This window comes from Pseudomonas sp. NFPP12 (assembly GCF_900103205.1).
GTDB classification, from domain to species: domain Bacteria; phylum Pseudomonadota; class Gammaproteobacteria; order Pseudomonadales; family Pseudomonadaceae; genus Aquipseudomonas; species Aquipseudomonas protegens.
Genome location: NZ_FMWW01000004.1, coordinates 641,386 through 664,333, shown reverse-complemented (window position 1 = coordinate 664,333; position 22,948 = coordinate 641,386). Strand labels below are relative to the sequence as shown.

Here is a 22,948-nt window from a genome sequence, read left to right as displayed (position 1 = left end):
GTTTGGTGGATGGATAGGTCGGTATGTCGCAACAGGTGTTTTTCGCTCACGCCAATGGGTTTCCCTCCGGCACGTACGGCAAGTTGTTTGCAGCCTTGGCGCCGGAATTCGAGGTGGCTCATCTGCAGCAGCATGCCCACGACCCGCGCTTTCCGGTGGACGACAACTGGCGCAGCCTGGTGGATGAACTGATCCACCACCTGCAACAGCAGGCCCAGCCGGTCTGGGGCGTGGGGCATTCGCTGGGTGGTGTGCTGCACCTGCACGCGGCCCTGCGCTGCCCGGAGCTGTATCGGGGGGTGGTGATGCTCGATTCGCCGGTGCTGACCCGGGCCGACCAATGGGTGATCCGCGCCGCCAAGCGCCTGGGCTTCATCGACCGGCTGACTCCGGCCGGGCGCACCCTGGGGCGTCGCGAAGAGTTTGCCGACATCGAGGCCGCCCGCAGTTACTTCTCCCGCAAGACGCTGTTCCGGGCCTTCGATCCCGATTGCCTGGATGCTTACCTGCAGCACGGCCTGCAGCAGGTGGGGGATCGCTTGCGCCTGCGTTTTGACCCGGCCACGGAAATCAGCATCTACCGCGGCGTGCCTCATACCAGCCCGGGCAGTGCGCGCCAGCTCAAGGTACCGCTGGCGGTGGTGCGCGGACAGCAGAGCCGGGTGGTGATGCGCCATCACACCAGTGCGGTCGGGCGCATGCCCCTGGGCGAGTCGCTGACCATGCCCGGTGGCCACATGTTTCCCCTTGAGCGCCCCCAGGACACCGCGGCGCTGCTCAAGGAGCTGTTCACACGCTGGCAACGGAGCCCTGCATGAGCCACGCCGTCGAAGAAGTCCGCCTGAACCTGCCGCACATCGAACTGGCGGCCCATCTATTCGGGCCCGAGGACGGTCTGCCGGTCATCGCCCTGCATGGCTGGCTGGATAACGCCAACAGCTTCGCCCGGCTGGCGCCCAAGCTCGCCGGCCTGCGCATCGTTGCCCTGGACCTGGCCGGCCACGGTCATTCCGGGCATCGCCCGGCGGGGGCCGGCTATGCCCTGTGGGACTACGTCTATGACGTGCTGCAAGCCGCCGAGCAACTGGGCTGGAAGCGCTTTGCCCTGATCGGTCACTCCCTGGGGGCGATCGTCTCGCTGGTGCTGTCGGCGGCGATGCCGGAGCGGGTCAGCCACCTGGCCCTGATCGATGGGGTGATCCCACCGACGGCCAATGGCGAGGACGCCGCCGAGCGCCTGGGCATGGCGTTGCAGGCACAGCTGAATCTGCAGAACAAGAGCAAGCCGGTGTACGCCACCCTGGAACGGGCCATCGAGGCGCGCATGAAGGGCCTGGTGGCGGTCAGCCGTGAGGCGGCCGAACTGCTGGCCCAGCGCGGCCTGATGCCGGTGCCCGGGGGCTATACCTGGCGCAGCGACAGCCGCCTGACCCTGGCTTCGCCGCTGCGCCTGACAGAGGAGCAGGCCATGTCCTTTGTTCAGCGGGTCGCCTGCCCGACGCAACTGGTGGTGGCCGCCGATGGCATGCTGGCCAAGCACCAGGCCTTGTTGCAGCGTCTACCCTTCAGCGTTGAGCAGTTGCCCGGCGGGCATCACCTGCACCTCAACGACGAGGCGGGTGCCACCTTTGTCGCAGACTGTTTCAATCGGTTTTTCGCCGTTCCTTGACTTGACGGGATCAACTGTCGAGGCTGGGCGGGTTGAAATGGGAGACAACCATGATAGATCTGTACACCGCTGCGACCCCCAATGGTCACAAGGTTTCCATCCTGCTTGAGGAACTCGGCCTGCCCTATGAGGTGCACGCCTTGAGTTTCGACAAGAAGGAGCAAAAGGCCCCAGCGTTCCTGAAGATCAATCCCAATGGGCGTATTCCGGCCATCGTCGATCGCGACAATGGCGATTTTCCGGTGTTCGAGTCCGGCGCGATCCTGGTGTACCTGGCCGAACGCACTGGCCAGTTGTTGCCGGCCGATCCCAAGGGCCGTTCGCTGGTCATGCAATGGCTGATGTTCCAGATGGGCGGGGTCGGGCCCATGCAGGGCCAGGCCAATGTGTTCTTCCGCTATTTCCCGGAGAAGCTGCAGGGCGCCATCGACCGTTATCAGCACGAGACCCGGCGCCTGTACGAAGTGCTCGACAGCCGCCTGCAACAGGCCGAGTACCTGGCCGGCGACTACAGCATTGCCGACATCGCCACCTTCCCCTGGGTGCGCGGCCATGAATGGTCCGGGGTTTCGGTGCAGGGCCTGCCGGCGTTGCAACGCTGGATGGCGGCCCTGGAGGCCCGCCCTGCAGTGCAGCGAGGCTTGCAGGTTCCACAACGTAGCGACGATGCCAGCGTCGTCAAGGGCGCCCAGGCCATGCTTATCCGATGAGAGTTTCCATGCGTTCAATCAGTGTTCTGGGCCTGTCCCTGGCAAGTACCCTGGTGCTTGCCGCCGATCTGCCGGGCAGCCACGACCTGCCCCTGGTCCCCCGTCTGACCGATGCACAGATCGTCGACTACCGCCCCGAAGTGGAGCAGGAGCGCGTCTACCCCCTGGGTTCGATCCGCCGTATCAGCGGCCAGTTGCGTTTCGATGGCCAGGTCAATGCCCGCGGCAAGCTCACCGCCATCACTTACCAGTTGCCCGCCGAGCGCACATCCAACGAAGCCTTCACCCTGGCCAGGGAGGCGTTGCAAAAGCAGGGCGCCGAGCTGCTGTTCTGGTGCCAGGCACGCGATTGCGGTGAAAGCAGCCTGTGGGCCAACGAAGTATTCGGCAACGCCAAGCTGTTTGGCGCCGATGAACAGCAGGCCTATCTGCTGCTGCGGTTGGCGGCGCCCCAGGACAACTCCCTGGTAGCCCTGTACAGCATCACCCGGGGTAACCGCAGGGCCTACCTGCATGTGGAGCAGTTCGACGCCAGCGCGCCGCTGGGGGACCTGCTACCCACTTCGGCCACCCTGCTGCGCCAGCTCAAGGACACCGGCAAGCTGGACCTGCCGAAACTCGCCGAGCCCCAGCCCACCTGGCTCAACCTGCTGTCCCGCGGGCTGAACCTGGACACCACCCTGCGCATCAGCCTGTCCGGCAAGCAGGCCGAAGCCTGGCGCCAGGCGCTGATTGGCCAGGGCGTGCTGGCCTCGCGGATGGAAACCGGTAACACCGACGTAGCAGGCCTGCATTTCGAACTACTGCGTTAAGCTGTTTCAGGCAGCCCGCGCTCGCGGGTTCGCCTACTCTTCACTGGTTCTTCTTGCGCGAGACATTTCATGCCCAATAACGATCGCCTGCTGGTGCAGATCCTGCTCCTGGTGTTGTTCGGTGCCAGCTTCTGGGTCATGGCGCCTTTCTGGTCAGCGCTGTTCTGGGGCGCCGTGCTGGCGTTTGCCAGCTGGCCGCTGATGCGCCTGCTGACCCGCTGGCTCAATGGCCGAGAATCCCTGGCAGCGGCCCTGCTGACCCTGGGCTGGATGGTGCTGGTGGCCGCGCCGCTGGTCTGGCTCGGCCTCAACCTGGCGGACCATGTGCGCGATGCCACGGCCTTCATCAAGGACGTGCAGGTCGACGGCCTGCCCGCCGCTCCAGAGTGGCTCGGCAACCTGCCATTGGTGGGCGAGCGCCTGGTGGGCTTGTGGAACAGCATCGACCAGCAGGGCGCGGCCCTGATGCTGGCGGTCAAACCTTATCTGGGGCAGGTGGGCAACTGGCTGCTGGCTCGCAGCGCGCAGATCGGCGGCGGCATTCTGGAGCTGACCCTGAGCATCGTCTTCGTGTTTTTCTTCTACCGCGATGGCCCGCGCCTGGCGCTGTTCGTGCACAAGTTGCTGGAGCGCCTGATCGGCGAGCGCGCCGGCTACTACATCGACCTGGTGGCTGGCACCGTGCAACGGGTAGTCAACGGGGTGATCGGCACCGCGGCGGCCCAGGGCCTGCTGGCGCTGATCGGCTTCCTGATTGCCGGAGTGCCCGGGGCGCTGGTGCTGGGGATCGTCACCTTCCTGCTCAGCCTGATTCCCATGGGCCCACCCCTGGTATGGATCCCGGCTACCGCCTGGCTGGCCTGGAAAGGCGAGTACGGCATGGCGGTGTTCCTGGGGATCTGGGGCACTTTCATCATCAGCGGCGTGGACAACGTGCTCAAACCGTACCTGATCAGCCGCGGCGGCAACCTGCCGCTGGTGATCGTGCTGCTGGGAGTGTTCGGTGGCCTGATCGCCTTCGGCTTTATCGGCCTGTTCATCGGCCCGACGCTGCTGGCGGTGGCCTACAGCCTGTTGCTGGACTGGAGCGCCAGCCAGGCCCGGGCCCAGGAGCCGCGTTGAACCACCGATTGCCGCTCCCCCCGGGAGCGGCAATGGACGTCAGGCAGCGACGTTGACGCTGCCGCCGAGGCTGCTGCTGGTGTCCAACTGATACTGCTTGCTCAAGCTGGCGATCATCTTGCCCAGAGCTTCGGCGAGGTTGGCCTGCGGGTCCTGGGGGGCGCTGTCCTGGTTGCTTCCGGCCTGCAACGCGGCCTTGAGCTCATCGCTACTGATGCCGCCACTGCTGTCGCTGTCGAGAATCTTCAGCAGAGCCGAGCTGGTGTCGCTGCTGGTGGAGCTGTTGCCCGAGGCTTGCAGGGCTGTGCTCAGTTCGTCACTGCTGATGACTCCGTCGCCATCGCTGTCCAGGGCGCCGAGCAGGGCATCCGCCAGTTGGGTATCGGGGGCGCGGTCCTTGGGCGGAGGAGGGGCCATGGCGGCCATTTCATCGCTGCTCAAGCTACCGCTGCCGTCACTGTCCAGGTCGCTGAAGTTCTTGCTCAGGCTGACCAGGATGCCGTTGTCGCTTTTCTGCGACAGGGCGTTTTTCAGCTCGTCCTGATCCACCGCGCCATCACCGTTGCTGTCGAGCTTGGCGAACAGCTCTTTGTGCAATTGCTGGCCACGGCTGGTGCTGCTGGAGCTGTAATAGCTCGAATAGTTGCTGCTGAGGCTATCGATCATGGGGCTCACTCCCTGCGGATGAATAGAACCGGTGGGGTACACCGGCCCAAGCAGCCTCAGGGGGGGAGTTGTCCTGGGTATTGGTGGTTTGTAACTGCCGCCACACAAGGCGCTCAAGGCCTGGGTAGACGCAATACCGCGGTCAGGCCGCCGCCGGGGGTTTCTTCGAGGATCAGTTGGCCGCCCAGGCGCTCCGCCGCTTCACGGGCGATGGTCATGCCCAGGCCTACGCCGCCGGAGTTGCGGTTGCGCGAGCCTTCCAGGCGAAAGAATGGCTCGAACACCGCTTCACGCTTGTCGGCGGCAATCCCCGGGCCGTGGTCGATGACCCTGATCAGCAGTTGCCCGCGGTCGTCCTCCAGGGCCAGGGTTGCCTGGCCGGCGTAGCGCAGGGCGTTGTCCAGCAGGTTGTTGAGGCATGACTGCAACGCCATGGGTTGCACCAGCAGCGGCGCGCAATGGCCCTGGGCCTGAGCGTCGGCGCCCTGGTCCTGGGCGTTCTCGCACAGCGACTCCACCAGGGCCTGCACGTCCATCCATTGCTCGGCCTCGCTGGTGCGTTGTTCGTGCAGGTAGCTGAGGGTGGCGTCGAGCATCTTGATCATGTCGTCCAGGTCCTGGCGCATCTGCCCTTGCAGCTTGCTGTCCTCTATCTGCTCCAGGCGCAGTTTCAGCCTTGATAACGGGGTGCGCAGGTCGTGGGAGACGGCACCGAGCATGCGCCCGCGTTGCTGCACCTGCTCGCGGATGCGCTTCTGCATCTGGTTGAAGGTGCTGGCCGCTTGCCGAGCTTCCCTTGGGCCCACCTCTTCCAGGGGCGGGCTGTCGAGGTTTTCGCTCAAACGCTCGGCGGCGGCGCTCAGGCGCTGGATCGGCCGCGACAACAGCTTGGCGCCGTACCAGGCAGCGATGATCAGGGAGATGAACTGGAACGTCAGGGGCACCAGCGGGCCGCCGAACCAGGGCCGTGGCGGGCGCCTTGGATAAGGGGGCGGCGGCTGGCCATTGATCAACTGCGCCGAATCGGGAGGGGGCGGCGGCGGGGGCGGGCCGTAGTGGTGAAACCAGAAGAACGCCAGCAGGTGGGCGAGGACGATCGCGATCAGCAAGACGCCGAACAGGCGGCCGAACAGCGTATCGAACCGCCCGCGCATCAGCCGATGTCCCGGGCGTCGAATAGGTAGCCTTCACCGCGCACGGTCTTGATCAGTTGCGGCGACTTCGGATCGTCGCCGAGCTTTTGCCGCAGGCGCGAGACCAGCAGGTCGATGCTGCGATCAAAGGCCTCGATGGATCGGCCGCGGGCCGCGTCCAGCAATTGTTCGCGGCTCAGTACCCGGCGCGGGCGCTCGATGAACACCCAGAGCAGGCGGAACTCGGCGTTGGACAACGGCACCACCAGGCCATCGGCGGAAATCAGTTGGCGCAGCACGCTGTTCAGGCGCCAGTTGTCGAAGCGGATATTGGCCCGCTGCTCGCTGCGATCGTCGCGCACCCGGCGCAGGATGGTCTGGATCCGGGCCACCAGTTCCCGTGGCTCGAAAGGCTTGGCCATGTAGTCGTCGGCCCCCAGCTCCAGGCCGATGATGCGATCGGTGGGCTCGCAGCGGGCGGTGAGCATGAGGATCGGGATGTCCGATTCGGTACGCAGCCAGCGGCACAGGGACAGGCCGTCTTCGCCGGGCAGCATCAGGTCCAGCACCACCACGTCGAAGTGCTCGGCCTGCAGGGCCTGGCGCATCGCCGCGCCGTCGGTGACGCCGCTGGCGTGAATGTTGAAACGCGCCAGGTAGTCGATCAGCAACTCGCGGATCGGCACGTCGTCGTCGACGATCAGGGCCCGGGTGTTCCAGCGTTTGTCGTCGCCACTGACCAATGCTTTGGCGTCTTCGTTGAGAGGGGCTGAAGTGTTCTGCATGGGTGCGGTCGTCTGCCAGGTAGGCTGCCGGCGCCTGAGGGCGACGGCGGGGTTGTGGCTTCAGCATAGGCGTCCGGCCCGGGGGCTGGAAGTGCTGTTCGAAGGTGTTGCGGCTGGCGAGGGTAGCGCCGGGGATTGTTGCCGACGTGTCGTCAGTGTATCGAGGTTGATACAAATGCCGTGGCGTGGGGGAGCGATTGCCGGGGCAATCGGCCTTCTTGCGCACCGTTGAGGAGGATTTACCTCTGATCGGGTCCCGGAGCGGCGCGGCTTGCGCTACAATCCGCGCCGATTTCGACTTGCCTGAGAGCCCCTTCATGTCCGCCTGCCAGACTCCTATCATCGTCGCCCTGGATTTCCCCACCCGTGACGCCGCACTGAAACTGGCCGATCAACTGGACCCCAAACTGTGCCGGGTCAAGGTCGGCAAGGAGCTGTTCACCAGCTGCGCCGCCGAGATTGTCGGGACCCTGCGGGACAAGGGTTTCGAAGTGTTCCTGGACCTGAAGTTCCACGATATTCCCAACACCACCGCCATGGCGGTCAAGGCCGCCGCGGAAATGGGCGTGTGGATGGTCAATGTGCACTGCTCCGGCGGCCTGCGCATGATGGCTGCCTGCCGCGAAGTGCTGGACCAGCGCAGCGGCCCCAAGCCGTTGCTGATCGGCGTCACCGTGCTTACCAGCATGGAGCGTGAAGACCTTGCCGGTATCGGCCTGGACATCGAGCCCCAGGAGCAGGTGCTGCGCCTGGCTGCCCTGGCGCAGAAAGCCGGCATGGACGGCCTGGTGTGCTCGGCCCTGGAAGCCCAGGCCCTGAAGAGCGCCCATCCGTCCCTGCAACTGGTGACCCCGGGGATTCGCCCGGCGGGCAGCGCCCAGGACGACCAGCGGCGGATCCTCACCCCGCGCCAGGCCCTGGATGCCGGCTCCGATTACCTGGTGATCGGTCGCCCCATCAGCCAGGCGGCAGATCCGGCCAAGGCCCTGGCCGACGTCGTGGCCGAACTGGCCCTGTAACACGCTTCCTCTTGTAGGAGCCGGCTTGCCGGCGATAGCGGTTTTGCGGTTGGCGGCCCTTTCCGGCCGCCGTTGCGGATCGCCGACAAGCCGGCTCCTACGGGTTCAGACTTTCAGTATCAGCTTGCCGAAGTTCTCGCCGCTGAACAGCTTGCCCAGGGTTTCCGGGAAGGTTTCCAGGCCCTCGACAATATCCTCCTTGCTCTTGAGCTGCCCCTTGGCCATCCAGCCGGCCATTTCCTGCCCGGCTTCGGCGAACTGCGCGGCATAGTCCATCACCACGAACCCCTCCATGCGCGCCCGGTTGACCAGCAGCGACAGGTAGTTGGCCGGCCCCTTGACCGCCTCCTTGTTGTTGTACTGGCTGATGGCGCCGCAGATCACCACCCGCGCCTTGACGTTCAGGCGGCTGAGCACGGCATCGAGGATGTCGCCGCCGACGTTGTCGAAATACACATCGACGCCTTTGGGGCACTCGCGCTTGAGGCCGGTGTGGACGTCTTCGTTCTTGTAGTCGATGGCGCCGTCAAAACCCAGCTCGTCGATGAGGAACCGGCACTTGTCCTGGCCGCCGGCAATCCCCACCACGCGGCAGCCCTTGATCCTGGCGATCTGCCCGGCAATGCTGCCCACCGCGCCAGCGGCCCCGGACAGCGCCACGGTGTCGCCGGCCTTGGGCGCGCCCACGTCCAGCAGGGCGAAGTAGGCGGTCATGCCCGTCATGCCCAGAGCTGACAGGTAGAGCGGCAGCGGGGCCAGCTTGGGGTCGACCTTGTAGAAGCCCCGGGGCTCGCCGAGGAAGTAGTCCTGCACGCCGAGGGCACCATTGACGTAGTCGCCCACCGCGAAACCGGGGTGGCTGGAGGCGATCACCTGGCCCACGCCCAGGGCGCGCATGACCTCGCCGATGGCCACCGGGGCAATGTAGGACTTGCCCTCGTTCATCCAGCCGCGCATGGCCGGGTCCAGGGACAGGTACTGGTTCTGCACCAGGATCTGCCCGGCGGCGGGCTCGCCCACTGCCACCTGCTGGTAGGTGAAGGTATCGCGGGTGGCCGGTCCGATGGGGCGTTTGGCGAGCAGGAACTGGCGATTGGTCGGGGCGGTCATGGCAGGCACTCGTGGGATGAATGAACCCCTAGTTGATAGCCCCTTGGCCTCGGTGCCGCAAGGTTTGCCGCTGCAGCGAATGGAGGCCAATCGATCGCCCTGATAAAGCCCCCGGCAGATTCATCACCAGAATGCATGAGCATCCAACCGGGCTTTTGATAGTGCTGACGCCACCAGCCCCGGCTGTGGCTAGATTGGGCCGGGTAGCTGACCCACATTCGATCGAGGATTCCTGCAATGAGCATGACGTTTTCCGGCCAGGTGGCCCTGGTGACCGGCGCAGCCAATGGTATCGGCCGGGCCACCGCCCAGGCATTTGCCGCACAAGGCTTGAAGGTGGTGGTGGCGGACCTGGACACGGCGGGGGGCGAGGGCACCGTGGCGCTGATCCGCGAGGCCGGTGGCGAGGCGCTGTTCGTGCCGTGCAACGTTACCCTGGAGGCTGATGTGCAAAGCCTCATGGCCCGCACCATCGAAGCCTATGGGCGCCTGGATTACGCCTTCAACAATGCCGGTATCGAGATCGAAAAGGGCCGCCTTGCGGAGGGCTCCATGGATGAGTTCGACGCCATCATGGGGGTCAACGTCAAAGGGGTCTGGCTGTGCATGAAGTACCAGTTGCCGCTGCTGCTGGCCCAGGGCGGTGGGGCGATCGTCAACACCGCCTCGGTGGCGGGCCTGGGCGCGGCGCCGAAGATGAGCATCTATGCGGCCTCCAAGCATGCGGTGATCGGCCTGACCAAGTCGGCGGCCATCGAATATGCGAAGAAGAAAATCCGCGTGAACGCGGTATGCCCGGCGGTGATCGACACCGACATGTTCCGCCGTGCCTACGAGGCGGACCCGAAGAAGGCCGAGTTCGCCGCGGCCATGCACCCGGTGGGGCGCATCGGCAAGGTCGAGGAGATCGCCAGCGCGGTGCTCTACCTGTGCAGCGATGGCGCGGCCTTTACCACCGGCCATGCACTGGCGGTCGACGGCGGGGCCACCGCGATCTGATGCCGATGGCCGGGGCTCGATGGAATCGACCTCCAGTGTCCTGAAAACGACCTCGGCGTAGCTTTTTGCCATTATTCCGATGTCAGAGACTTGTGCGCCGGTGCATGCCGTTGCGACCCTTCGCCAAGACAAGATGGCCCTATTGCCATTGGGGATTGGAAGGGGACTGCGCACCATGACTTCGGCCGCAAGTGGACGTTTTGCCAACCTGGGCATGGCAAAGAAACTGGGCATCGGGTTTGCCCTGGTGTTGCTCCTAACCGCTCTGGTGGCGGGGATCGGTGTCTGGTCCCTGCAGACCATCAGCCAGCGCTTCGATGGCCTCAAGCAGATGTCCCAGCTCAATAGCGGCGTGCTCAAGGTGCGGCTGCAGGAGCAGGACTACGCTCTGCATGGTGACAGCAAGACCGTGGACAGCCTGCATGAAAGCCTGGAAGGCCTGCAGGCCCTGGCCCAGCAGCTCAAGGTGCGGTCGGCGGCCAACCAGACCGCGATGGGCGATGTGGAGCTGGCGCTGGCGGACTATCGCAAGGCCTTCGACGAGTTCGTCGAGCTGACCCAGGCCAAGGACCTGGCCCTGGAAATGGCCAGTTGGTCGGTGTCCAGCGTGGCCAATAACCTGGACGTGCTGCAGGCGGGGCTGGCGGATGACGGTGCCTATACGCTCAAGGAATCCCAGGGCAAGGACGGTGCCGAATTCATCGAGCAGGCCAATCAGATCAGCCAGGTTTCACGCCTGATGCTGCAGGCCATGAATGAGGCCCGGTTGCGCCTGGATCAGAACCGCAAGGGCGGCGACCAGGAGCCCGCCGAGCAGGGCAAGATCGAGCAGGCCGATCAGGCCCTGGCCCAGGCCGAGCAGTTGAAGGCCACGGTCAAGGATGCGGGCTATCAGACGGTGCTCAACGAAGTCTCGGGGCATATCGGCAACTTCAGCGAGAAGCTCAACGAGTACACCGGGTTGCTGGCCCAGGAGAAGCAGGTCTATCAGCAGTTGCATGAGCGCGCCGCCCAGGTGATGGCGCGGGTTGATCAGGCGTACGGGGCGCAAGAGCATTCGATGCTGGGGGAACTGGACAAGAACTCCCTGCTGATCATCGGCTCCTCGGCCCTGGCGCTGTTGGTGGGGCTGTTGGCGGCCTTGAGCGTCACCCGCCTGATCGTGCGCCCGTTGCGCAGTGTGATGTACGTGGCTCAGCAGATTGCCGCCGGTGATCTGACCGCGACCGTGGAGGTGACCCGACGTGACGAGATCGGTCAGTTGATGCAGGCCATGCAGCAGATGGGCAGCGGCCTGAGCGGCATTGTCAGTGGCCTGCAGGCGGGGATCGAGCAACTGGCCAGTTCGGCTCAGTCGCTGTCCACGGTGACCGAGCAGACCAACCTGGAAGTCAGCACCCAGAAGGAAGAAACCGAGCAAGTGGCCACGGCCATGAATCAGATGACCGCCACGGTGCACGATGTGGCGCGCAATGCCGAGGAGGCCGCCCAAGCCGCCCAGGCGGCGGACGACAAGGTCGAAAGTGGCCAGCAAGTGGTGCGCCAGAGCATGCAGCGCATCGAGCAACTGGCGGATTCCGCCAGCCGTGCCAGCAGTGGTATCGAGAGCCTGAGCGCGGAAATCGACAACATCGGTAGCGTGCTGGATGTGATCAAGAGCGTGGCCGAGCAGACCAACCTGCTGGCCCTCAACGCCGCTATCGAAGCCGCCAGGGCCGGGGAGCAGGGCCGGGGGTTTGCGGTGGTGGCCGATGAAGTGCGGGCCCTGGCGAAACGCACGCAGCAGTCCACCGAAGAGATCGCCCGGTTGGTGACGGCTCTGCACGCGGCGGCCGACTCCTCGGTGCAGCAGATCCAGAGCAGTGGCGAGCTGGTGAAGCTGGCGGTCAGCGATGCCCTGCAGACCGAAAGCGCCCTGGGCAGCATTGCCGCGGCGGTGTCATTGATCCAGCAGATGAACCAGCAGATCGCCGCTGCGGCCGAGCAGCAGAGCTCGGTGGCCGAAGAGATCAACCGCAGTGTCACCAGCATTCGCGCCAGTGCCGATCAGTCGTCCCTGGCGATGCAGGGCAACGCCGCGTCGAGCATCGAACTGGCGCAGTTGGGCGTGGAGCTGAAGGGGATGGTGGGGCATTTCCGCTTGTAGCGGCGGGGAGGGCGCAGCGTTCTAAAACCCTTGCCCGGGTGTTCCGGGCAAGGGTTTTTTCTGTCAGTCGTAGATGGCTTTCTTTTTCCAGTCGGCGTCGGCTTCTACGGTCTTGAGGCCCTGGGTCAGCTGGTTGTCTTCGTCCGGGGCAGGTTCCAGGGTCGACAGCACCATGGCATTGGCCCGGGCCAGGAGTTTGTCCAGGTATTCCAGTTGCTCCTTGTAGACCGCCGGGTCCGGCTGCTTGCGCAGGTACTGCACGCCACGCTCGAAGGCCAGCCGGGCCTGGCCCGGCTGATTCTGCTGCAGGGCGTACTGGCCCAGGTTGTTGAAGAACTCGATATGCAGCAGCACCAGGATGTGGCGGATCTCCTTGATCCAGCGCTTGGCTTCGTTGGGCTGCAGGAAACCGTCGTGGGCGGCGCGAGTGACCTGGCCGTGCATGGCCTCCAGCAGGAAGCGCACGTCCTTGGCCTTGGCTTCGGTCTGGATCGGTGCCGGTGGGTTGTTCACCGGGATCGACTCGCCCTGGCCCACCAGGGTATTGAGCTCAGCCAGGCGAGCCTTGAGGGCGCTGTCGGTTTTATCGAGGTTGAGCATGCGCTGAACGACGTTCAGCTCCAGGCGCGTCAGCAGCAGCTTGAGGGCCGGTGACATGAACTGGCCGGGGAAGGTTTCGGTGATCTCGCCGCAACGACGCAGGCGATCATTGAGTTCGACCTTGGTGCGGGCTTTTTCCAGTTTGTTGTTTTCCACCACATGGTTCATGTAGCCAATGGCGATCAATAGTGCGATCCCGGCTATTACCAGCAGGGTGATCATGAGTGGTGTCACCGTTAAAACCTCGTTATGGGATTCGCGTGCGAGTGTAGTGGCTTGGCATTTAGACGCATAGCGCCGCTCGACGAGCCGGGCATGGATTGTGCTGCTTATATAGGTGGCATTTGCCTCGGGGGATCCCAGGGTTCAAATTGCCATCACCGGCTGTGGAGGACTATAACGCCTTGTCGAGTGCCAGAATATAGGCGTCAAAGCGCGGACGGCAGAAAACCCTGAAGCGGGCCTAAAACAGCCCCGAAGTCATTGATTTAAATAAAATTATATCTGGGGGTTGACGGCCTCCCAAAGCATCCATAGAATGCGCGCCACTTTCAACGGAAAGCAAATAGCAAAACGTTGAAGGAAGTGAATGCTGTAGCGTGTCCCCTTCGTCTAGTGGCCTAGGACACCGCCCTTTCACGGCGGTAACAGGGGTTCGAGTCCCCTAGGGGACGCCATTGCGGGAATAGCTCAGTTGGTAGAGCACGACCTTGCCAAGGTCGGGGTCGCGAGTTCGAGTCTCGTTTCCCGCTCCAATTTAAGCAGCACTGCCTTCGGGCGGGGCTGAGTGAAACCAGAACCCGAGTCTTCGGACGCGGCTCTGGGCGCCGAAACACACACCATGTGTTGCGGTTAGCGTGTCCCCTTCGTCTAGTGGCCTAGGACACCGCCCTTTCACGGCGGTAACAGGGGTTCGAGTCCCCTAGGGGACGCCATTTGCGGGAATAGCTCAGTTGGTAGAGCACGACCTTGCCAAGGTCGGGGTCGCGAGTTCGAGTCTCGTTTCCCGCTCCAATTTAAGCAGCACTGCCTTCGGGCGGGGCTGAGTGAAACCAGAACCCGAGTCTTCGGACGCGGCTCTGGGCGCCGAAACACACACCATGTGTTGCGGTTAGCGTGTCCCCTTCGTCTAGTGGCCTAGGACACCGCCCTTTCACGGCGGTAACAGGGGTTCGAGTCCCCTAGGGGACGCCATTTGCGGGAATAGCTCAGTTGGTAGAGCACGACCTTGCCAAGGTCGGGGTCGCGAGTTCGAGTCTCGTTTCCCGCTCCAAATTCACAAGAACGCCGCTCATAGAGCGGCGTTTTTGTTTGCCTGCGATTCAACGCTGCAGCCAGTGCCCAGAAAAAAGGCCCGCCAGTACACCTGCGCGGGCCTTTGTCGTTTGCCTTGCCTACAGCGACAGCAGCAACCGCCCGGCGAACAGCAGCAGGATCAGCCCCATGCAGCGCTCGAACCAGTGCCCCAGGCGCATGAACAGCAAGCGCACCCGAGAGCTGGAGAAGAACAGCGCGACGATCACGAACCACAGCGCATTCACCAGGCACATCCAGGCGCCATATAGGGCCTGGATGCTCAGTGGGGTGGTGGCGCTGACCAGGGTGGTGAAGATCGCCAGGAAAAACAGGGTCGCCTTGGGGTTGGTGGCATTGGTCAGAAACCCCGTGGTAAAGGCTCGCAGCAAGGTCTGTTGGGGCTCATCGGTGGGCGCCTCGCCGGGAAGGCTGGTCTTGGCCTTGCTGCGCAGCAGGCTGATACCCAAGTACAGAATGTAGGCGCCGCCCAGCAGCTTGGCCGCGCTCAGCAACCAGGGCGTAGCGTGCATCAGGGCGCCCACCCCCAGCAGGGTGTAGAGCACGTGCACCGAGATGCCGGCGCCGATGCCCAGGGCGGTACAGACCCCGGTCATGCGGCCAAAGCGCACGCTCTGGCGGATGGTCACGGCAAAATCCGGCCCGGGAGCGACCACCGCGAGAAAGTGAACCAGGGCCAGGGCGAGGAACTCGCCAAGATAGTTGGAGAGCATGCGGACTCCGCAAAGCAGGGTGGTTGAGTGGCAGGCCGTTTTCAGTCGAGGCTGTAGCTGACCGAAAGGGTGCCTTTCTTGAGTGAGACCGCGGTGATGAGCACCGCGCCCAGTTGCTGCAGGTGGCTGACGTGGGTGCCGCCGCAACCATAGGCCGGCAGTTGGCCAAAGCTGATCTGGCGCGAACCGTCCGCCATTGTGCTATGCCGTTCCAGGTCGGCCTCTATCCACAGCGCAATCGCGTCCTGCACGCTGGCGCCGTCGATCTCCCGGGGCTGCTCTGCCGGTTTGAACGACACCCGGCCTTCACCTGGCCAGTGATGGGCCTTGATCGGTATCCAGCCCTGGCTTTGCACGAAGTGGCCGATCAGGTGCCCGGCGGAGTGCATGCGGCTGTTGAACAGGCGCGCGGCCTCATCGACCCGGGCCTCGAAAATGCCCGGCTCCAGCGGCTGGTCCAGGTAATGCACGATCTGCTCGCCTTCCTGGGCCACCCGCAGAACGGCGGCCTGGCCGATCCAGCCGGTATCGCTGGGCTGGCCGCCACCCTGGGGGTGGAAGGGCGTGGCGTTGAGGGTGACCGCGAATTGCTGTTCGTGGGGGATGCAGCTCAGGACCTCGACGGAGGTCAGTAACTGGTCATTGTCGTAATACAGGCGCCGCGTCATTTCTCTAACCCTGGAATTCAGTGTTTTTTTATTATGCGGCCTGGGCAATTGCGTGATAATCCGTTCGGAACTCAATGGACTATTGCGTCATGAGCATAAATCTACCCCTGCCTTTGCTGGCAGAAATGGCCATTTTTGTCAGGGTCGTGGAGACCGGCAGCTTCTCCGAGGCGGCACGCCAGCTGGGCTCCTCGCCTTCGGCGGTCAGCCGCAGCATCTCGCGCCTGGAAAAGGCCCTGGCCACCCGGTTGTTGCAGCGCACCACACGCAAGTTGCGCTTGAGCGACGGTGGCGAAGAGGTGTTCAAGCGTTGCAGTGAAATGGTCAGTGCGGCCCGTTCGGTGATGGAGGTCAGCGGCCAGTTCACCCACGAAGCCGAAGGCGTGGTGCGGGTCAGCGTGCCCAAGGCGGTGGGGCGTTTCGTGGTGCACCCGCACATGCCGGAGTTTCTGCGGCGCTATCCCCAGGTCGATGTGGAACTGCTGCATGAGGACCGCGATGTCGACCTGATCGACGACAACGTCGACCTGGCGATCCGCATCACCGATCGCCCGCCGCCCGGGTTGATCGGCCGCCAGCTGTTGCGCATCGATCACCTGCTCTGCGCCACCCCGCAGTACCTGGCCGAGCACGGTACGCCGGCCCATCCCCAGGACCTGCGCCAGCACAGTTGCATCTACCTGGGCGAGACCCCCAGCGATGCGCGCTGGAAATTCACCCAGGGCAGCAAGGCGGTCACGGTGGGGGTGCGCGGGCGCTATGCGGCCAACCACACCGGGGTGCGCCTGGATGCGGTGCTGCAACACCTGGGGATCGGCAGCCTGCCGTACTTCACCGCGCGCCATGCCCTGGAGCAGGGGCTGATCGTCCAGGTGCTGCCGGAGTGGACCTTCCTGGCCTCCTACCACGGCGGTGCATGGCTGCTGCATTCACCGACCCGTTACCTGCCGCCCAAGTTGCGGGTTTTCATCGACTACCTGGTGGAGTGCCTGGCCAAGGAGCCGACCCTCAACCGCCCGGGCAAAGCGGAACGCCCGCTGTAGGAGCTGGCTTGCCAGCGAATTCTCTGACAAGCCGGCGCTAAAAGGCGCCCATGAAAAAGGCCCGCCGGGCGAACCGTGCGGGCCTTGGCTGCGCCGGGCGCAGTGATCAGTGCTTGCTGTCCTGGGCAGAAAGCGCCAGCAGCTGCTTTTCCTGGTTCCAGTCGAAGGGCTCGTCGTTCTGCTCGGCTTCGAAACGGCGCTCTTCCAGGGCCTGGTACAGGTCGATTTCTTCATCGGGCATGTAGTGCAGGCAGTCACCGGCGAAGAACCACAGCAGGTCACGAGGCACCAGGTGGGCGATCTGCGGGTAGCGCTGCATGATCTGGCACAGCAGGTCCTGGCCCAGGTACTGGCTTTCGATCGGGTCGATCGGCAGCGAGGCGCGCAGTTCGTCGAAGCGCTCCAGGAACAGCGCGTGGCTTTCCTCGGGCACCTGTTCGGCTTCACCTACGGCGACCAGGATGCTGCGCAGGTGGTCCAGCAGGACGAGATGATCGGCGACGATGTTGGACATGACAGGGTCCTCAAGAGCAAAACGGGCGCGGGAGTATATAGCTCCCGCGCCCGGTTTCATAATCGACCTGCCCCGAAGGCGGCCGTCTAGCGGGTCTTGCCTTCGCTCAGGGTCAGCTCCTCCTTGGCAAAATCATCCACATCGATGACCTTGCGCCGCGCCGCCTCGGCCTCGTGCAGGCTCTGGGCCTCGGCGGCCTGCAACACGCCGGCTTCCAGCGCCGCGTCGATGGCCGATTCGCCGGCAGCCGGTTTGACCTGGCCGCTTTTCAGCGCTTCGTGGAGCTTCTTGTGCAACGGGTGCACGGCGCTCAGCAGGTTGCTGGCATGTTGCAGGGCGCCCACCGGGTCGTCCTTGGATTGCGGGCGGTAGCAGCCGGCAAGCACCGCTTCCAGGGCCGGATCGCCCTGGGCACGACCGATGATCGCCGCCACTTCGGCATCCAGCTGGTCCGATGGCCCGGTATGGCGACGGCCGAAGGGGAACACCAGCACCCGCAGCAGGCAACCGAACACCCGGTTGGGGAAGTTGCTGAGCAACTCGTCCAGGGTCCGTTCGGAATGCCCGAGGCTCTCTTCCATGGCCCAGGCGAGCAGGGGGCGCAGGTATTCCGGGGAGTCCAGGTCGTGGTAGCGCTTGAGCGCTGCCGACGCCAGGTACAGGTGGCTGAGTACATCCCCCAGGCGGGCGGAAAGGCGCTCGCGGCGTTTGAGTTCGCCCCCCAGCAGCATCATCGAGAAGTCCGCCAGCAGGGCGAAGGCCGCGGCCTGGCGGTTCAGGGCACGGAAATAGCCCTGGCTGACCTTGTCTCCCGGAACGTGTTCGAAGTGGCCCAGGCCGAGGTTTAGCACCAGGGTGCTGGCGGCGTTGCTCACGGCGAAACCTATGTGCTTGAGCAGCAGGGCGTCGAACTCCTGCAGCGCCTGGTCGTGGTCTTCGCGACCGGCCAGGGCCATTTCCTTGAGCACGAATGGATGGCAGCGGATTGCCCCCTGGCCGAAGATCATCAGGTTGCGCGAAAGGATGTTGGCGCCTTCCACGGTGATGAAGATCGGCGCCCCTTGCCAGCTGCGGCCCAGGTAGTTGTTGGGGCCCATGATGATGCCCTTGCCGCCGTGCACGTCCATGGCGTGGCTGATGCACTCGCGGCCGCGCTCGGTGAGGTGGTACTTGAGGATCGCCGACAGCACCGAGGGTTTTTCCCCCAGGTCCACGGCGTTGGCAGTGAGCATGCGTGCACTGTCCATCAGCCAGGCATTGCCGCCGAGGCGGGCCAGAGCCTCCTGGATGCCCTCGAAGGCGGCCAGGGGCACGTTGAACTGCTCCCGCACCTGGGCGTACTGGCCGGTCACCAGGCTGGTGAATTTGGCGGCGCCGGTGCCCACCGCGGGCAGGGAGATCGAACGGCCCACGGACAGGCAATTCATCAGCATCATCCAGCCCTTGCCGAGCATTTCCTGGCCGCCGATGAGGAAGTCCAGGGGAATGAACACGTCCTTGCCGGAGTTCGGGCCGTTCATGAAGGCCGCGCCCAGGGGCAGGTGGCGGCGGCCGATATCCACGCCGGGGGTGTCGGTGGGGATCAGCGCCAGGCTGATGCCCAGGTCTTCCTGGTCGCCCAGCAGGTGGTCCGGGTCATGGGCCTTGAAGGCCAGGCCCAGCAGGGTGGCCACCGGGCCCAGGGTGATGTAGCGCTTTTCCCAGTTCAGGCGCAGGCCCAGGGTTTCTTCACCCTGCCATTGGCCTTTGCAGATGATCCCGGTGTCGGGCATGGCCCCGGCATCGGAGCCGGCCAGGGGGCCGGTGAGGGCGAAGCAGGGAATGTCGTCGCCCCGGGCCAGCCGCGGCAGGTAATGATTGCGCTGTTCGTCGGTGCCGTAGTGCAGCAGCAGTTCGGCCGGGCCCAGGGAGTTGGGCACCATCACGGTGGAGGCCAGGTCGCCGCTGCGGGTGGCCAGCTTCATGGCCACCTGGGAGTGGGCGTAGGCCGAGAAGCCCTTGCCGCCGAACTCCTTGGGAATGATCAGGGCAAAGAAACCGTGCTCCTTGATGTGGGCCCAGGCTTCGGCCGGCAGGTCCATGTGCTGGCCGATCTGCCAGTCGCTGACCATGGCGCACAGCTCCTCGGTCGGGCCGTCGATGAACGCCTGCTCTTCTTCGGTCAACTGGGCCTTGGGGTAGGCCAGCAAGGTATTCCAGTCGGGGCGGCCACTGAACAGCTCGCCGTCCCACCAGACGGTGCCGGCATCGATGGCATCGCGCTCGGTCTGGGACATCGGCGGCAGAACCTTCTGGAACCAGCTGAACAGCGGCGCACTGAAATACTTGCGCCGCAGATCGGGTAGCAGCAGAGGGGCGGCGACCGCTGCCAGCAGCACCCAGAAAATCAGCAGCAGCCAGCCGGGGGCGCGGCTAAAGGCGCCCATGGCCAAGAGGTAGATGGCGACCACGCCCAGGGCGGGCAGGGGGGCGGTACGGCGATGGGCCAGGTAGGCCACTGCGAGCACCAGAACCAGTATCCACAACAACAGCATATTCAATCCTCCGTGAAACCAGGGGTGAAATCACCCTCAGAGCGTAGTCGGCCTTCGACAGCGCGGGTGAGCAGGGCAGTGCGGGTGCAGCGCAAGACTGTATCTTGCGGGCCGGGCCCGGTTGATCGTGGGGGCCATGATCTTTGGCCGATACGTCGTTATCACTGGGGCGGACGCCTCGATAGACTCAGGCTTCCTCTCGGAGGTCATGCCCATGCACGAGTACCTGCGTCCCAGCCGCTTCATCGATAGTGACCACCCGGCGGTGGTGGAGTTCGCCGAAACTCATCGCGGTGCCAGCCGCGATCCCCGACAGCAAGCCGTCAGCCTCTATTACGCGGTGCGCGAGGCCGTACGCTACAACTTCTACAGTTTCAGCCGTGATCCCCAGACCTTGCGCGGCAGCCATGCCCTGGCCACCGGCGAGAGCTATTGCGTGCCCAAGGCCACCTTGCTCGCCGGTTGTGCCCGGCATTGCGGGATACCGGCGCGCATCGGCCTGGCCGATGTGCGCAATCACCTGTCCACACCCAGGCTGCTGGAGCTGCTGCGCAGCGATGTGTTCGCCATGCACGGCTACACCGAGTTCTATCTGCAGGGTCGTTGGGTCAAGGCCACGCCGGCGTTCAACCGGCAATTGTGTGAAATGTTCGATGTGGCGCCGCTGGATTTCGACGGCCTGGAGGACAGCGTTTTCCAGCCTTTCAATCGCCAGGGCGAACAGTCGATGGAGTACCTGGTGGACCACGGGCAGTTTGCCGACGTGCCGCAGGAGCTGTTTTTCGGCCACCTGGAAAAATGCTACCCGCACCTGTTCGACGCGCAGCAGCCGCAAGTGCTGGCAGACCTGCGCGGCGATTTGAGTCGCGGCTGATCAGGCGTAGACTGCCCCGGCATTCATTACTGAGGGATGGTCATGCTGAAGATCTGGGGTCGCAAGAACTCGTCGAATGTCAGGAAGGCACTCTGGTGCGCGCAGGAACTGGGGCTCGCCTATGAGTCCCTGGACGCCGGCGGCGCCTTTGGGGTGGTGGACACCCCGGCGTACCGGGCGCTGAACCCCAATGGCCGGATTCCACTGATTGAAGACGGCGACTTCGTGCTCTGGGAGTCCAATACCATCGTGCGCTACCTGGCTGCGCGCTACGCCGCCGATAGCCATTGGTACCCGGCCGACGTGCAACTGCGGGCCAGCGCCGAGAAGTGGATGGACTGGACCACCTCGACCTTCGCTGAACCCTTCCGGCATCTGTTCTGGGGCGTATTGCGCACCCCGGCCGAGCAGCAGGACTGGGCGCAGATCAACGCCGCCAAGGCCACGTGTGCCGAGCTGCTAGCGCGAGTCGATCAGGCTCTGGGCGAGCAGCCTTACCTGTCCGGGCAGGAGATCGGCGTGGGCGACATTCCCCTCGGCAGTTTCATCTACGCTTGGTTCGAGATGCCCATCGAGCGTCCTTCCATGCCCCATCTGCAAGCCTGGTATGAGCGCTTGAAACAGCGCCCGGCCTATCGCCAGGCCGTGATGACCGCGTTGACTTAATACCCACTATCGATACGGGTGACTGTACTTGCACGACGCAGGCACGCAACATGGCGGGCGTCCGGCGTCGTTGCAATCGGCTCGGGCCGCCCTTACTTATAAAATTCCCCCTTCTTGGTGCATGAATCCGATATGAGTTCCGCTCTGTCCATCCGGCAGCTAACCAAAACCTACGGCAACGGTTTCCAGGCCCTGAGTGGTATCGATCTGGATGTCGCCGAAGGTGACTTTTTCGCCCTGCTCGGCCCTAACGGGGCCGGCAAATCCACCACCATCGGCATTCTCTCGACCCTGGTGAACAAGACCAGCGGTACGGTGAGCGTCTTCGGCCACGACCTGGATCGTGAGCCGGCGGCGCTCAAGCGTTGCATCGGCGTGGTGCCGCAGGAATTCAACTTCAACCAGTTCGAGAAAACCTTCGACATCGTCGTGACCCAGGCCGGCTACTACGGCATTCCGGCGAAGATCGCCAAGCAGCGCGCCGAGCAGTACCTGACCCAGCTCGGCCTGTGGGACAAGCGCGATGTGCCTTCGCGTTCCCTGTCCGGTGGCATGAAGCGGCGCCTGATGATCGCCCGCGCGCTGGTGCATGAACCGCGCCTGTTGATCCTTGACGAACCTACCGCCGGGGTCGATATCGAGCTGCGCCGTTCCATGTGGAGCTTTCTCACCGAGCTCAACCAGAAAGGCATCACCATCATCCTCACCACCCACTACCTGGAAGAGGCTGAGCAGCTGTGCCGCAACATCGGCATCATCGACCACGGCACCATCGTCGAGAACACCAGCATGCGCCAGTTGCTCAGCCAGCTGCATGTGGAGACTTTCCTCCTCGACCTGAAGAACGACCTGAGCGTGGCGCCGCAACTGGCCGGCTATCCGACCCGGCTGGTGGACAGCCATACCCTGGAGGTCCAGGTGGACAAGGCCGTGGGCATCACCGCGCTGTTCGGCCAACTGGCCCTGCAGAACATCGAGGTGCTGAGCCTGCGTAACAAAACCAACCGTCTTGAGGAGTTGTTCGTGTCCCTGGTGGAGAAGAATCTGTCGAAGGTGGCGGTATGAGTTCGGAGTTCAAACCCAACCTGGTGGCGCTCAACACCATTGTCTATCGCGAAGTCCGGCGCTTCACCCGGATCTGGCCGCAGACCCTGCTGCCCCCGGCCATCACCATGGTCCTGTACTTCGTCATCTTCGGTAACCTGATCGGCCGGCAGATCGGCGACATGGGTGGTTTCACCTACATGGAGTACATCGTCCCGGGGCTGATCATGATGTCGGTGATCACCAACTCCTACGGCAACGTGGTATCGAGCTTCTTCGGCAGCAAGTTCCAGCGCTCCATCGAGGAGTTGATGGTCTCGCCGTTGTCGCCCCATACCATTCTCATCGGCTACACCTTGGGCGGGGTGCTGCGGGGGCTGATGGTGGGGGTCATCGTGACGCTGCTGTCGCTGTTCTTCACCACGCTGCAGGTGCACCACCTGGGCATCACGGTGCTGGTGGTAGTGCTGACCGCGACCATCTTCTCGCTGCTGGGCTTCATCAACGCAGTCTTTGCACGCAACTTCGACGATATCTCGATCATCCCGACCTTCGTGCTGACGCCCCTGACCTACCTGGGCGGGGTGTTCTACTCTATCAACCTGCTGCCGCCGTTCTGGCAGACGGTGTCCCTGGCCAACCCGGTGCTGCACATGGTCAACGCCTTCCGTTTCGGCATCCTCGGGGTGTCGGACATCAAGATCAGCATCGCCATTACCTTCATGCTGGTGGCCACCCTGGTGCTGTATATCGGTTGCGCACGGCTGCTGGTGAGCGGGCGCGGCATGCGTCAGTAAATGCCTTTAG

At 64.1% G+C, this 22,948-nt stretch carries 22 protein-coding genes and 6 tRNA genes; 19 read left to right on the top strand and 9 right to left on the bottom strand.

What is annotated here, in order from left to right; all coding sequences use genetic code 11:
* Positions 1 to 23: 23 nt before the first annotated feature.
* From BLS75_RS20175 to BLS75_RS20155, 5 genes are all read left to right on the top strand, one after another.
* Complete coding sequence (locus BLS75_RS20175) at positions 24 to 818, top strand: alpha/beta fold hydrolase (protein ID WP_011060076.1); 795 nt, start codon at positions 24 to 26, stop codon at positions 816 to 818.
* Complete coding sequence (locus tag BLS75_RS20170; RefSeq protein ID WP_041116759.1) at positions 815 to 1,669, top strand: alpha/beta hydrolase; 855 nt, start codon at positions 815 to 817, stop codon at positions 1,667 to 1,669. The genes BLS75_RS20175 and BLS75_RS20170 overlap by 4 nt, the downstream gene beginning before the upstream one ends.
* Positions 1,670 to 1,719: 50 nt before the next feature.
* Positions 1,720 to 2,379 (top strand): glutathione S-transferase family protein, encoded by a 660-nt coding sequence (locus BLS75_RS20165; RefSeq protein ID WP_011060078.1) that lies wholly within the window; start codon positions 1,720 to 1,722, stop codon positions 2,377 to 2,379.
* An 8-nt stretch (positions 2,380 to 2,387) separates the two neighbouring features.
* Entirely contained in the window at positions 2,388 to 3,191 is an 804-nt protein-coding gene (locus BLS75_RS20160) for a DUF4892 domain-containing protein (protein WP_176876762.1), read from the top strand.
* A 69-nt stretch (positions 3,192 to 3,260) separates the two neighbouring features.
* Positions 3,261 to 4,313, top strand: coding sequence for an AI-2E family transporter (locus tag BLS75_RS20155; protein WP_011060080.1), 1,053 nt, complete (start codon positions 3,261 to 3,263; stop codon positions 4,311 to 4,313).
* Between the two features lie 39 nt (positions 4,314 to 4,352).
* Here the strand turns inward: BLS75_RS20155 and BLS75_RS20150 are convergent, their stop codons facing one another.
* The 3 genes from BLS75_RS20150 to BLS75_RS20140 form a co-directional block, all read right to left on the bottom strand.
* Positions 4,353 to 4,979, bottom strand: a complete 627-nt coding sequence (locus BLS75_RS20150; RefSeq protein WP_072451649.1) for an EF-hand domain-containing protein — start codon at positions 4,977 to 4,979, stop codon at positions 4,353 to 4,355.
* 113 nt (positions 4,980 to 5,092) lie between these two features.
* Positions 5,093 to 6,133, bottom strand: a complete 1,041-nt coding sequence (locus BLS75_RS20145; protein ID WP_011060082.1) for a sensor histidine kinase — start codon at positions 6,131 to 6,133, stop codon at positions 5,093 to 5,095.
* Positions 6,133 to 6,897: a response regulator gene (locus BLS75_RS20140; RefSeq protein ID WP_011060083.1), complete on the bottom strand. Its 765-nt coding sequence runs from the start codon at positions 6,895 to 6,897 to the stop codon at positions 6,133 to 6,135. Before BLS75_RS20140 ends, BLS75_RS20145 begins: the two co-directional genes overlap by 1 nt.
* A 317-nt stretch (positions 6,898 to 7,214) precedes the next feature.
* Here BLS75_RS20140 and pyrF point away from each other — a divergent pair, with 317 nt between their 5' ends.
* Entirely contained in the window at positions 7,215 to 7,916 is a 702-nt protein-coding gene (gene pyrF, locus BLS75_RS20135) for an orotidine-5'-phosphate decarboxylase (protein ID WP_011060084.1), read from the top strand.
* Positions 7,917 to 8,021: 105 nt separating this feature from the next.
* On the opposite strand, the gene BLS75_RS20130 is transcribed toward pyrF, so the two are convergent.
* Positions 8,022 to 9,026: an NADP-dependent oxidoreductase gene (locus BLS75_RS20130; protein WP_072451648.1), complete on the bottom strand. Its 1,005-nt coding sequence runs from the start codon at positions 9,024 to 9,026 to the stop codon at positions 8,022 to 8,024.
* A gap of 237 nt (positions 9,027 to 9,263) precedes the next feature.
* On the opposite strand from BLS75_RS20130, the gene BLS75_RS20125 reads away from it, so the two are divergent.
* Together BLS75_RS20125 and BLS75_RS20120 are read left to right on the top strand one after the other, a co-directional pair.
* Entirely contained in the window at positions 9,264 to 10,025 is a 762-nt protein-coding gene (locus BLS75_RS20125) for an SDR family oxidoreductase (RefSeq protein WP_011060086.1), read from the top strand.
* A gap of 175 nt (positions 10,026 to 10,200) precedes the next feature.
* On the top strand, positions 10,201 to 12,171 hold the full coding sequence (locus BLS75_RS20120) for a methyl-accepting chemotaxis protein (protein WP_072451647.1): 1,971 nt from the start codon (positions 10,201 to 10,203) through the stop codon (positions 12,169 to 12,171).
* Between the two features lie 63 nt (positions 12,172 to 12,234).
* Here the strand turns inward: BLS75_RS20120 and BLS75_RS20115 are convergent, their stop codons facing one another.
* Entirely contained in the window at positions 12,235 to 12,993 is a 759-nt protein-coding gene (locus tag BLS75_RS20115) for a hypothetical protein (protein WP_015634689.1), read from the bottom strand.
* Positions 12,994 to 13,372: 379 nt separating this feature from the next.
* Between BLS75_RS20115 and BLS75_RS20110 the strand changes: the two genes are divergently transcribed.
* From BLS75_RS20110 to BLS75_RS20085, 6 genes are all read left to right on the top strand, one after another.
* Positions 13,373 to 13,448 (top strand) — tRNA-Glu (locus tag BLS75_RS20110).
* Between the two features lie 2 nt (positions 13,449 to 13,450).
* Positions 13,451 to 13,526, top strand: a tRNA-Gly gene (locus BLS75_RS20105).
* A 104-nt stretch (positions 13,527 to 13,630) separates the two neighbouring features.
* A tRNA-Glu gene (locus BLS75_RS20100) sits at positions 13,631 to 13,706 on the top strand.
* Positions 13,707 to 13,709: 3 nt separating this feature from the next.
* A tRNA-Gly gene (locus BLS75_RS20095) sits at positions 13,710 to 13,785 on the top strand.
* A 104-nt stretch (positions 13,786 to 13,889) separates the two neighbouring features.
* Positions 13,890 to 13,965: transfer RNA gene (locus BLS75_RS20090), tRNA-Glu, on the top strand.
* A gap of 3 nt (positions 13,966 to 13,968) precedes the next feature.
* A tRNA-Gly gene (locus BLS75_RS20085) sits at positions 13,969 to 14,044 on the top strand.
* 121 nt (positions 14,045 to 14,165) lie between these two features.
* On the opposite strand, the gene BLS75_RS20080 is transcribed toward BLS75_RS20085, so the two are convergent.
* Together BLS75_RS20080 and BLS75_RS20075 are read right to left on the bottom strand one after the other, a co-directional pair.
* On the bottom strand, positions 14,166 to 14,798 hold the full coding sequence (locus tag BLS75_RS20080) for a LysE family translocator (RefSeq protein ID WP_015634690.1): 633 nt from the start codon (positions 14,796 to 14,798) through the stop codon (positions 14,166 to 14,168).
* Positions 14,799 to 14,839: 41 nt separating this feature from the next.
* Positions 14,840 to 15,466: an alanyl-tRNA editing protein gene (locus BLS75_RS20075; protein WP_072451646.1), complete on the bottom strand. Its 627-nt coding sequence runs from the start codon at positions 15,464 to 15,466 to the stop codon at positions 14,840 to 14,842.
* A gap of 89 nt (positions 15,467 to 15,555) precedes the next feature.
* On the opposite strand from BLS75_RS20075, the gene BLS75_RS20070 reads away from it, so the two are divergent.
* Positions 15,556 to 16,509 (top strand): LysR family transcriptional regulator, encoded by a 954-nt coding sequence (locus BLS75_RS20070; protein ID WP_011060091.1) that lies wholly within the window; start codon positions 15,556 to 15,558, stop codon positions 16,507 to 16,509.
* Between the two features lie 106 nt (positions 16,510 to 16,615).
* Here the strand turns inward: BLS75_RS20070 and BLS75_RS20065 are convergent, their stop codons facing one another.
* Entirely contained in the window at positions 16,616 to 17,023 is a 408-nt protein-coding gene (locus BLS75_RS20065; protein WP_011060092.1) for a PA2817 family protein, read from the bottom strand.
* An 86-nt stretch (positions 17,024 to 17,109) separates the two neighbouring features.
* Entirely contained in the window at positions 17,110 to 19,557 is a 2,448-nt protein-coding gene (locus BLS75_RS20060; RefSeq protein WP_072451645.1) for an acyl-CoA dehydrogenase, read from the bottom strand.
* A gap of 214 nt (positions 19,558 to 19,771) precedes the next feature.
* On the opposite strand from BLS75_RS20060, the gene BLS75_RS20055 reads away from it, so the two are divergent.
* The 4 genes from BLS75_RS20055 to BLS75_RS20040 all read left to right on the top strand — a co-directional run bounded on the left by BLS75_RS20055 (position 19,772) and on the right by BLS75_RS20040 (position 22,938).
* The gene (locus tag BLS75_RS20055) at positions 19,772 to 20,431 is read left to right on the top strand and encodes a transglutaminase-like domain-containing protein (protein WP_011060094.1); all 660 of its coding nucleotides are present in this window, start codon (positions 19,772 to 19,774) and stop codon (positions 20,429 to 20,431) included.
* A 42-nt stretch (positions 20,432 to 20,473) separates the two neighbouring features.
* Positions 20,474 to 21,097: a glutathione S-transferase family protein gene (locus BLS75_RS20050; RefSeq protein WP_011060095.1), complete on the top strand. Its 624-nt coding sequence runs from the start codon at positions 20,474 to 20,476 to the stop codon at positions 21,095 to 21,097.
* A gap of 132 nt (positions 21,098 to 21,229) precedes the next feature.
* Complete coding sequence (locus tag BLS75_RS20045) at positions 21,230 to 22,162, top strand: ABC transporter ATP-binding protein (RefSeq protein ID WP_011060096.1); 933 nt, start codon at positions 21,230 to 21,232, stop codon at positions 22,160 to 22,162.
* Positions 22,159 to 22,938 carry an ABC transporter permease gene (locus BLS75_RS20040; protein WP_011060097.1) on the top strand — a complete coding sequence of 260 codons (780 nt, stop codon included), beginning with the start codon at positions 22,159 to 22,161 and terminating at the stop codon, positions 22,936 to 22,938. The genes BLS75_RS20045 and BLS75_RS20040 overlap by 4 nt, the downstream gene beginning before the upstream one ends.
* The last annotated feature ends 10 nt before the right edge of the window (positions 22,939 to 22,948 follow it).

Coding starts and splice junctions, on each gene's coding strand:
- BLS75_RS20125 (WP_011060086.1), top strand. CDS start 9,264: ATGAGCATGACGTTTTCCGGCCAGGTGGCCCTGGTGACCGGCGCAGCC.
- BLS75_RS20065 (WP_011060092.1), bottom strand. CDS start 17,023: ATGTCCAACATCGTCGCCGATCATCTCGTCCTGCTGGACCACCTGCGC.
- pyrF (WP_011060084.1), top strand. CDS start 7,215: ATGTCCGCCTGCCAGACTCCTATCATCGTCGCCCTGGATTTCCCCACC.
- BLS75_RS20165 (WP_011060078.1), top strand. CDS start 1,720: ATGATAGATCTGTACACCGCTGCGACCCCCAATGGTCACAAGGTTTCC.
- BLS75_RS20040 (WP_011060097.1), top strand. CDS start 22,159: ATGAGTTCGGAGTTCAAACCCAACCTGGTGGCGCTCAACACCATTGTC.
- BLS75_RS20080 (WP_015634690.1), bottom strand. CDS start 14,798: ATGCTCTCCAACTATCTTGGCGAGTTCCTCGCCCTGGCCCTGGTTCAC.
- BLS75_RS20175 (WP_011060076.1), top strand. CDS start 24: ATGTCGCAACAGGTGTTTTTCGCTCACGCCAATGGGTTTCCCTCCGGC.
- BLS75_RS20070 (WP_011060091.1), top strand. CDS start 15,556: ATGAGCATAAATCTACCCCTGCCTTTGCTGGCAGAAATGGCCATTTTT.
- BLS75_RS20145 (WP_011060082.1), bottom strand. CDS start 6,133: ATGCGCGGGCGGTTCGATACGCTGTTCGGCCGCCTGTTCGGCGTCTTG.
- BLS75_RS20060 (WP_072451645.1), bottom strand. CDS start 19,557: ATGCTGTTGTTGTGGATACTGGTTCTGGTGCTCGCAGTGGCCTACCTG.
- BLS75_RS20055 (WP_011060094.1), top strand. CDS start 19,772: ATGCACGAGTACCTGCGTCCCAGCCGCTTCATCGATAGTGACCACCCG.
- BLS75_RS20045 (WP_011060096.1), top strand. CDS start 21,230: ATGAGTTCCGCTCTGTCCATCCGGCAGCTAACCAAAACCTACGGCAAC.
- BLS75_RS20050 (WP_011060095.1), top strand. CDS start 20,474: ATGCTGAAGATCTGGGGTCGCAAGAACTCGTCGAATGTCAGGAAGGCA.
- BLS75_RS20115 (WP_015634689.1), bottom strand. CDS start 12,993: ATGATCACCCTGCTGGTAATAGCCGGGATCGCACTATTGATCGCCATT.
- BLS75_RS20155 (WP_011060080.1), top strand. CDS start 3,261: ATGCCCAATAACGATCGCCTGCTGGTGCAGATCCTGCTCCTGGTGTTG.
- BLS75_RS20150 (WP_072451649.1), bottom strand. CDS start 4,979: ATGATCGATAGCCTCAGCAGCAACTATTCGAGCTATTACAGCTCCAGC.
- BLS75_RS20075 (WP_072451646.1), bottom strand. CDS start 15,466: ATGACGCGGCGCCTGTATTACGACAATGACCAGTTACTGACCTCCGTC.
- BLS75_RS20120 (WP_072451647.1), top strand. CDS start 10,201: ATGACTTCGGCCGCAAGTGGACGTTTTGCCAACCTGGGCATGGCAAAG.
- BLS75_RS20160 (WP_176876762.1), top strand. CDS start 2,388: ATGCGTTCAATCAGTGTTCTGGGCCTGTCCCTGGCAAGTACCCTGGTG.
- BLS75_RS20140 (WP_011060083.1), bottom strand. CDS start 6,897: ATGCAGAACACTTCAGCCCCTCTCAACGAAGACGCCAAAGCATTGGTC.
- BLS75_RS20130 (WP_072451648.1), bottom strand. CDS start 9,026: ATGACCGCCCCGACCAATCGCCAGTTCCTGCTCGCCAAACGCCCCATC.
- BLS75_RS20170 (WP_041116759.1), top strand. CDS start 815: ATGAGCCACGCCGTCGAAGAAGTCCGCCTGAACCTGCCGCACATCGAA.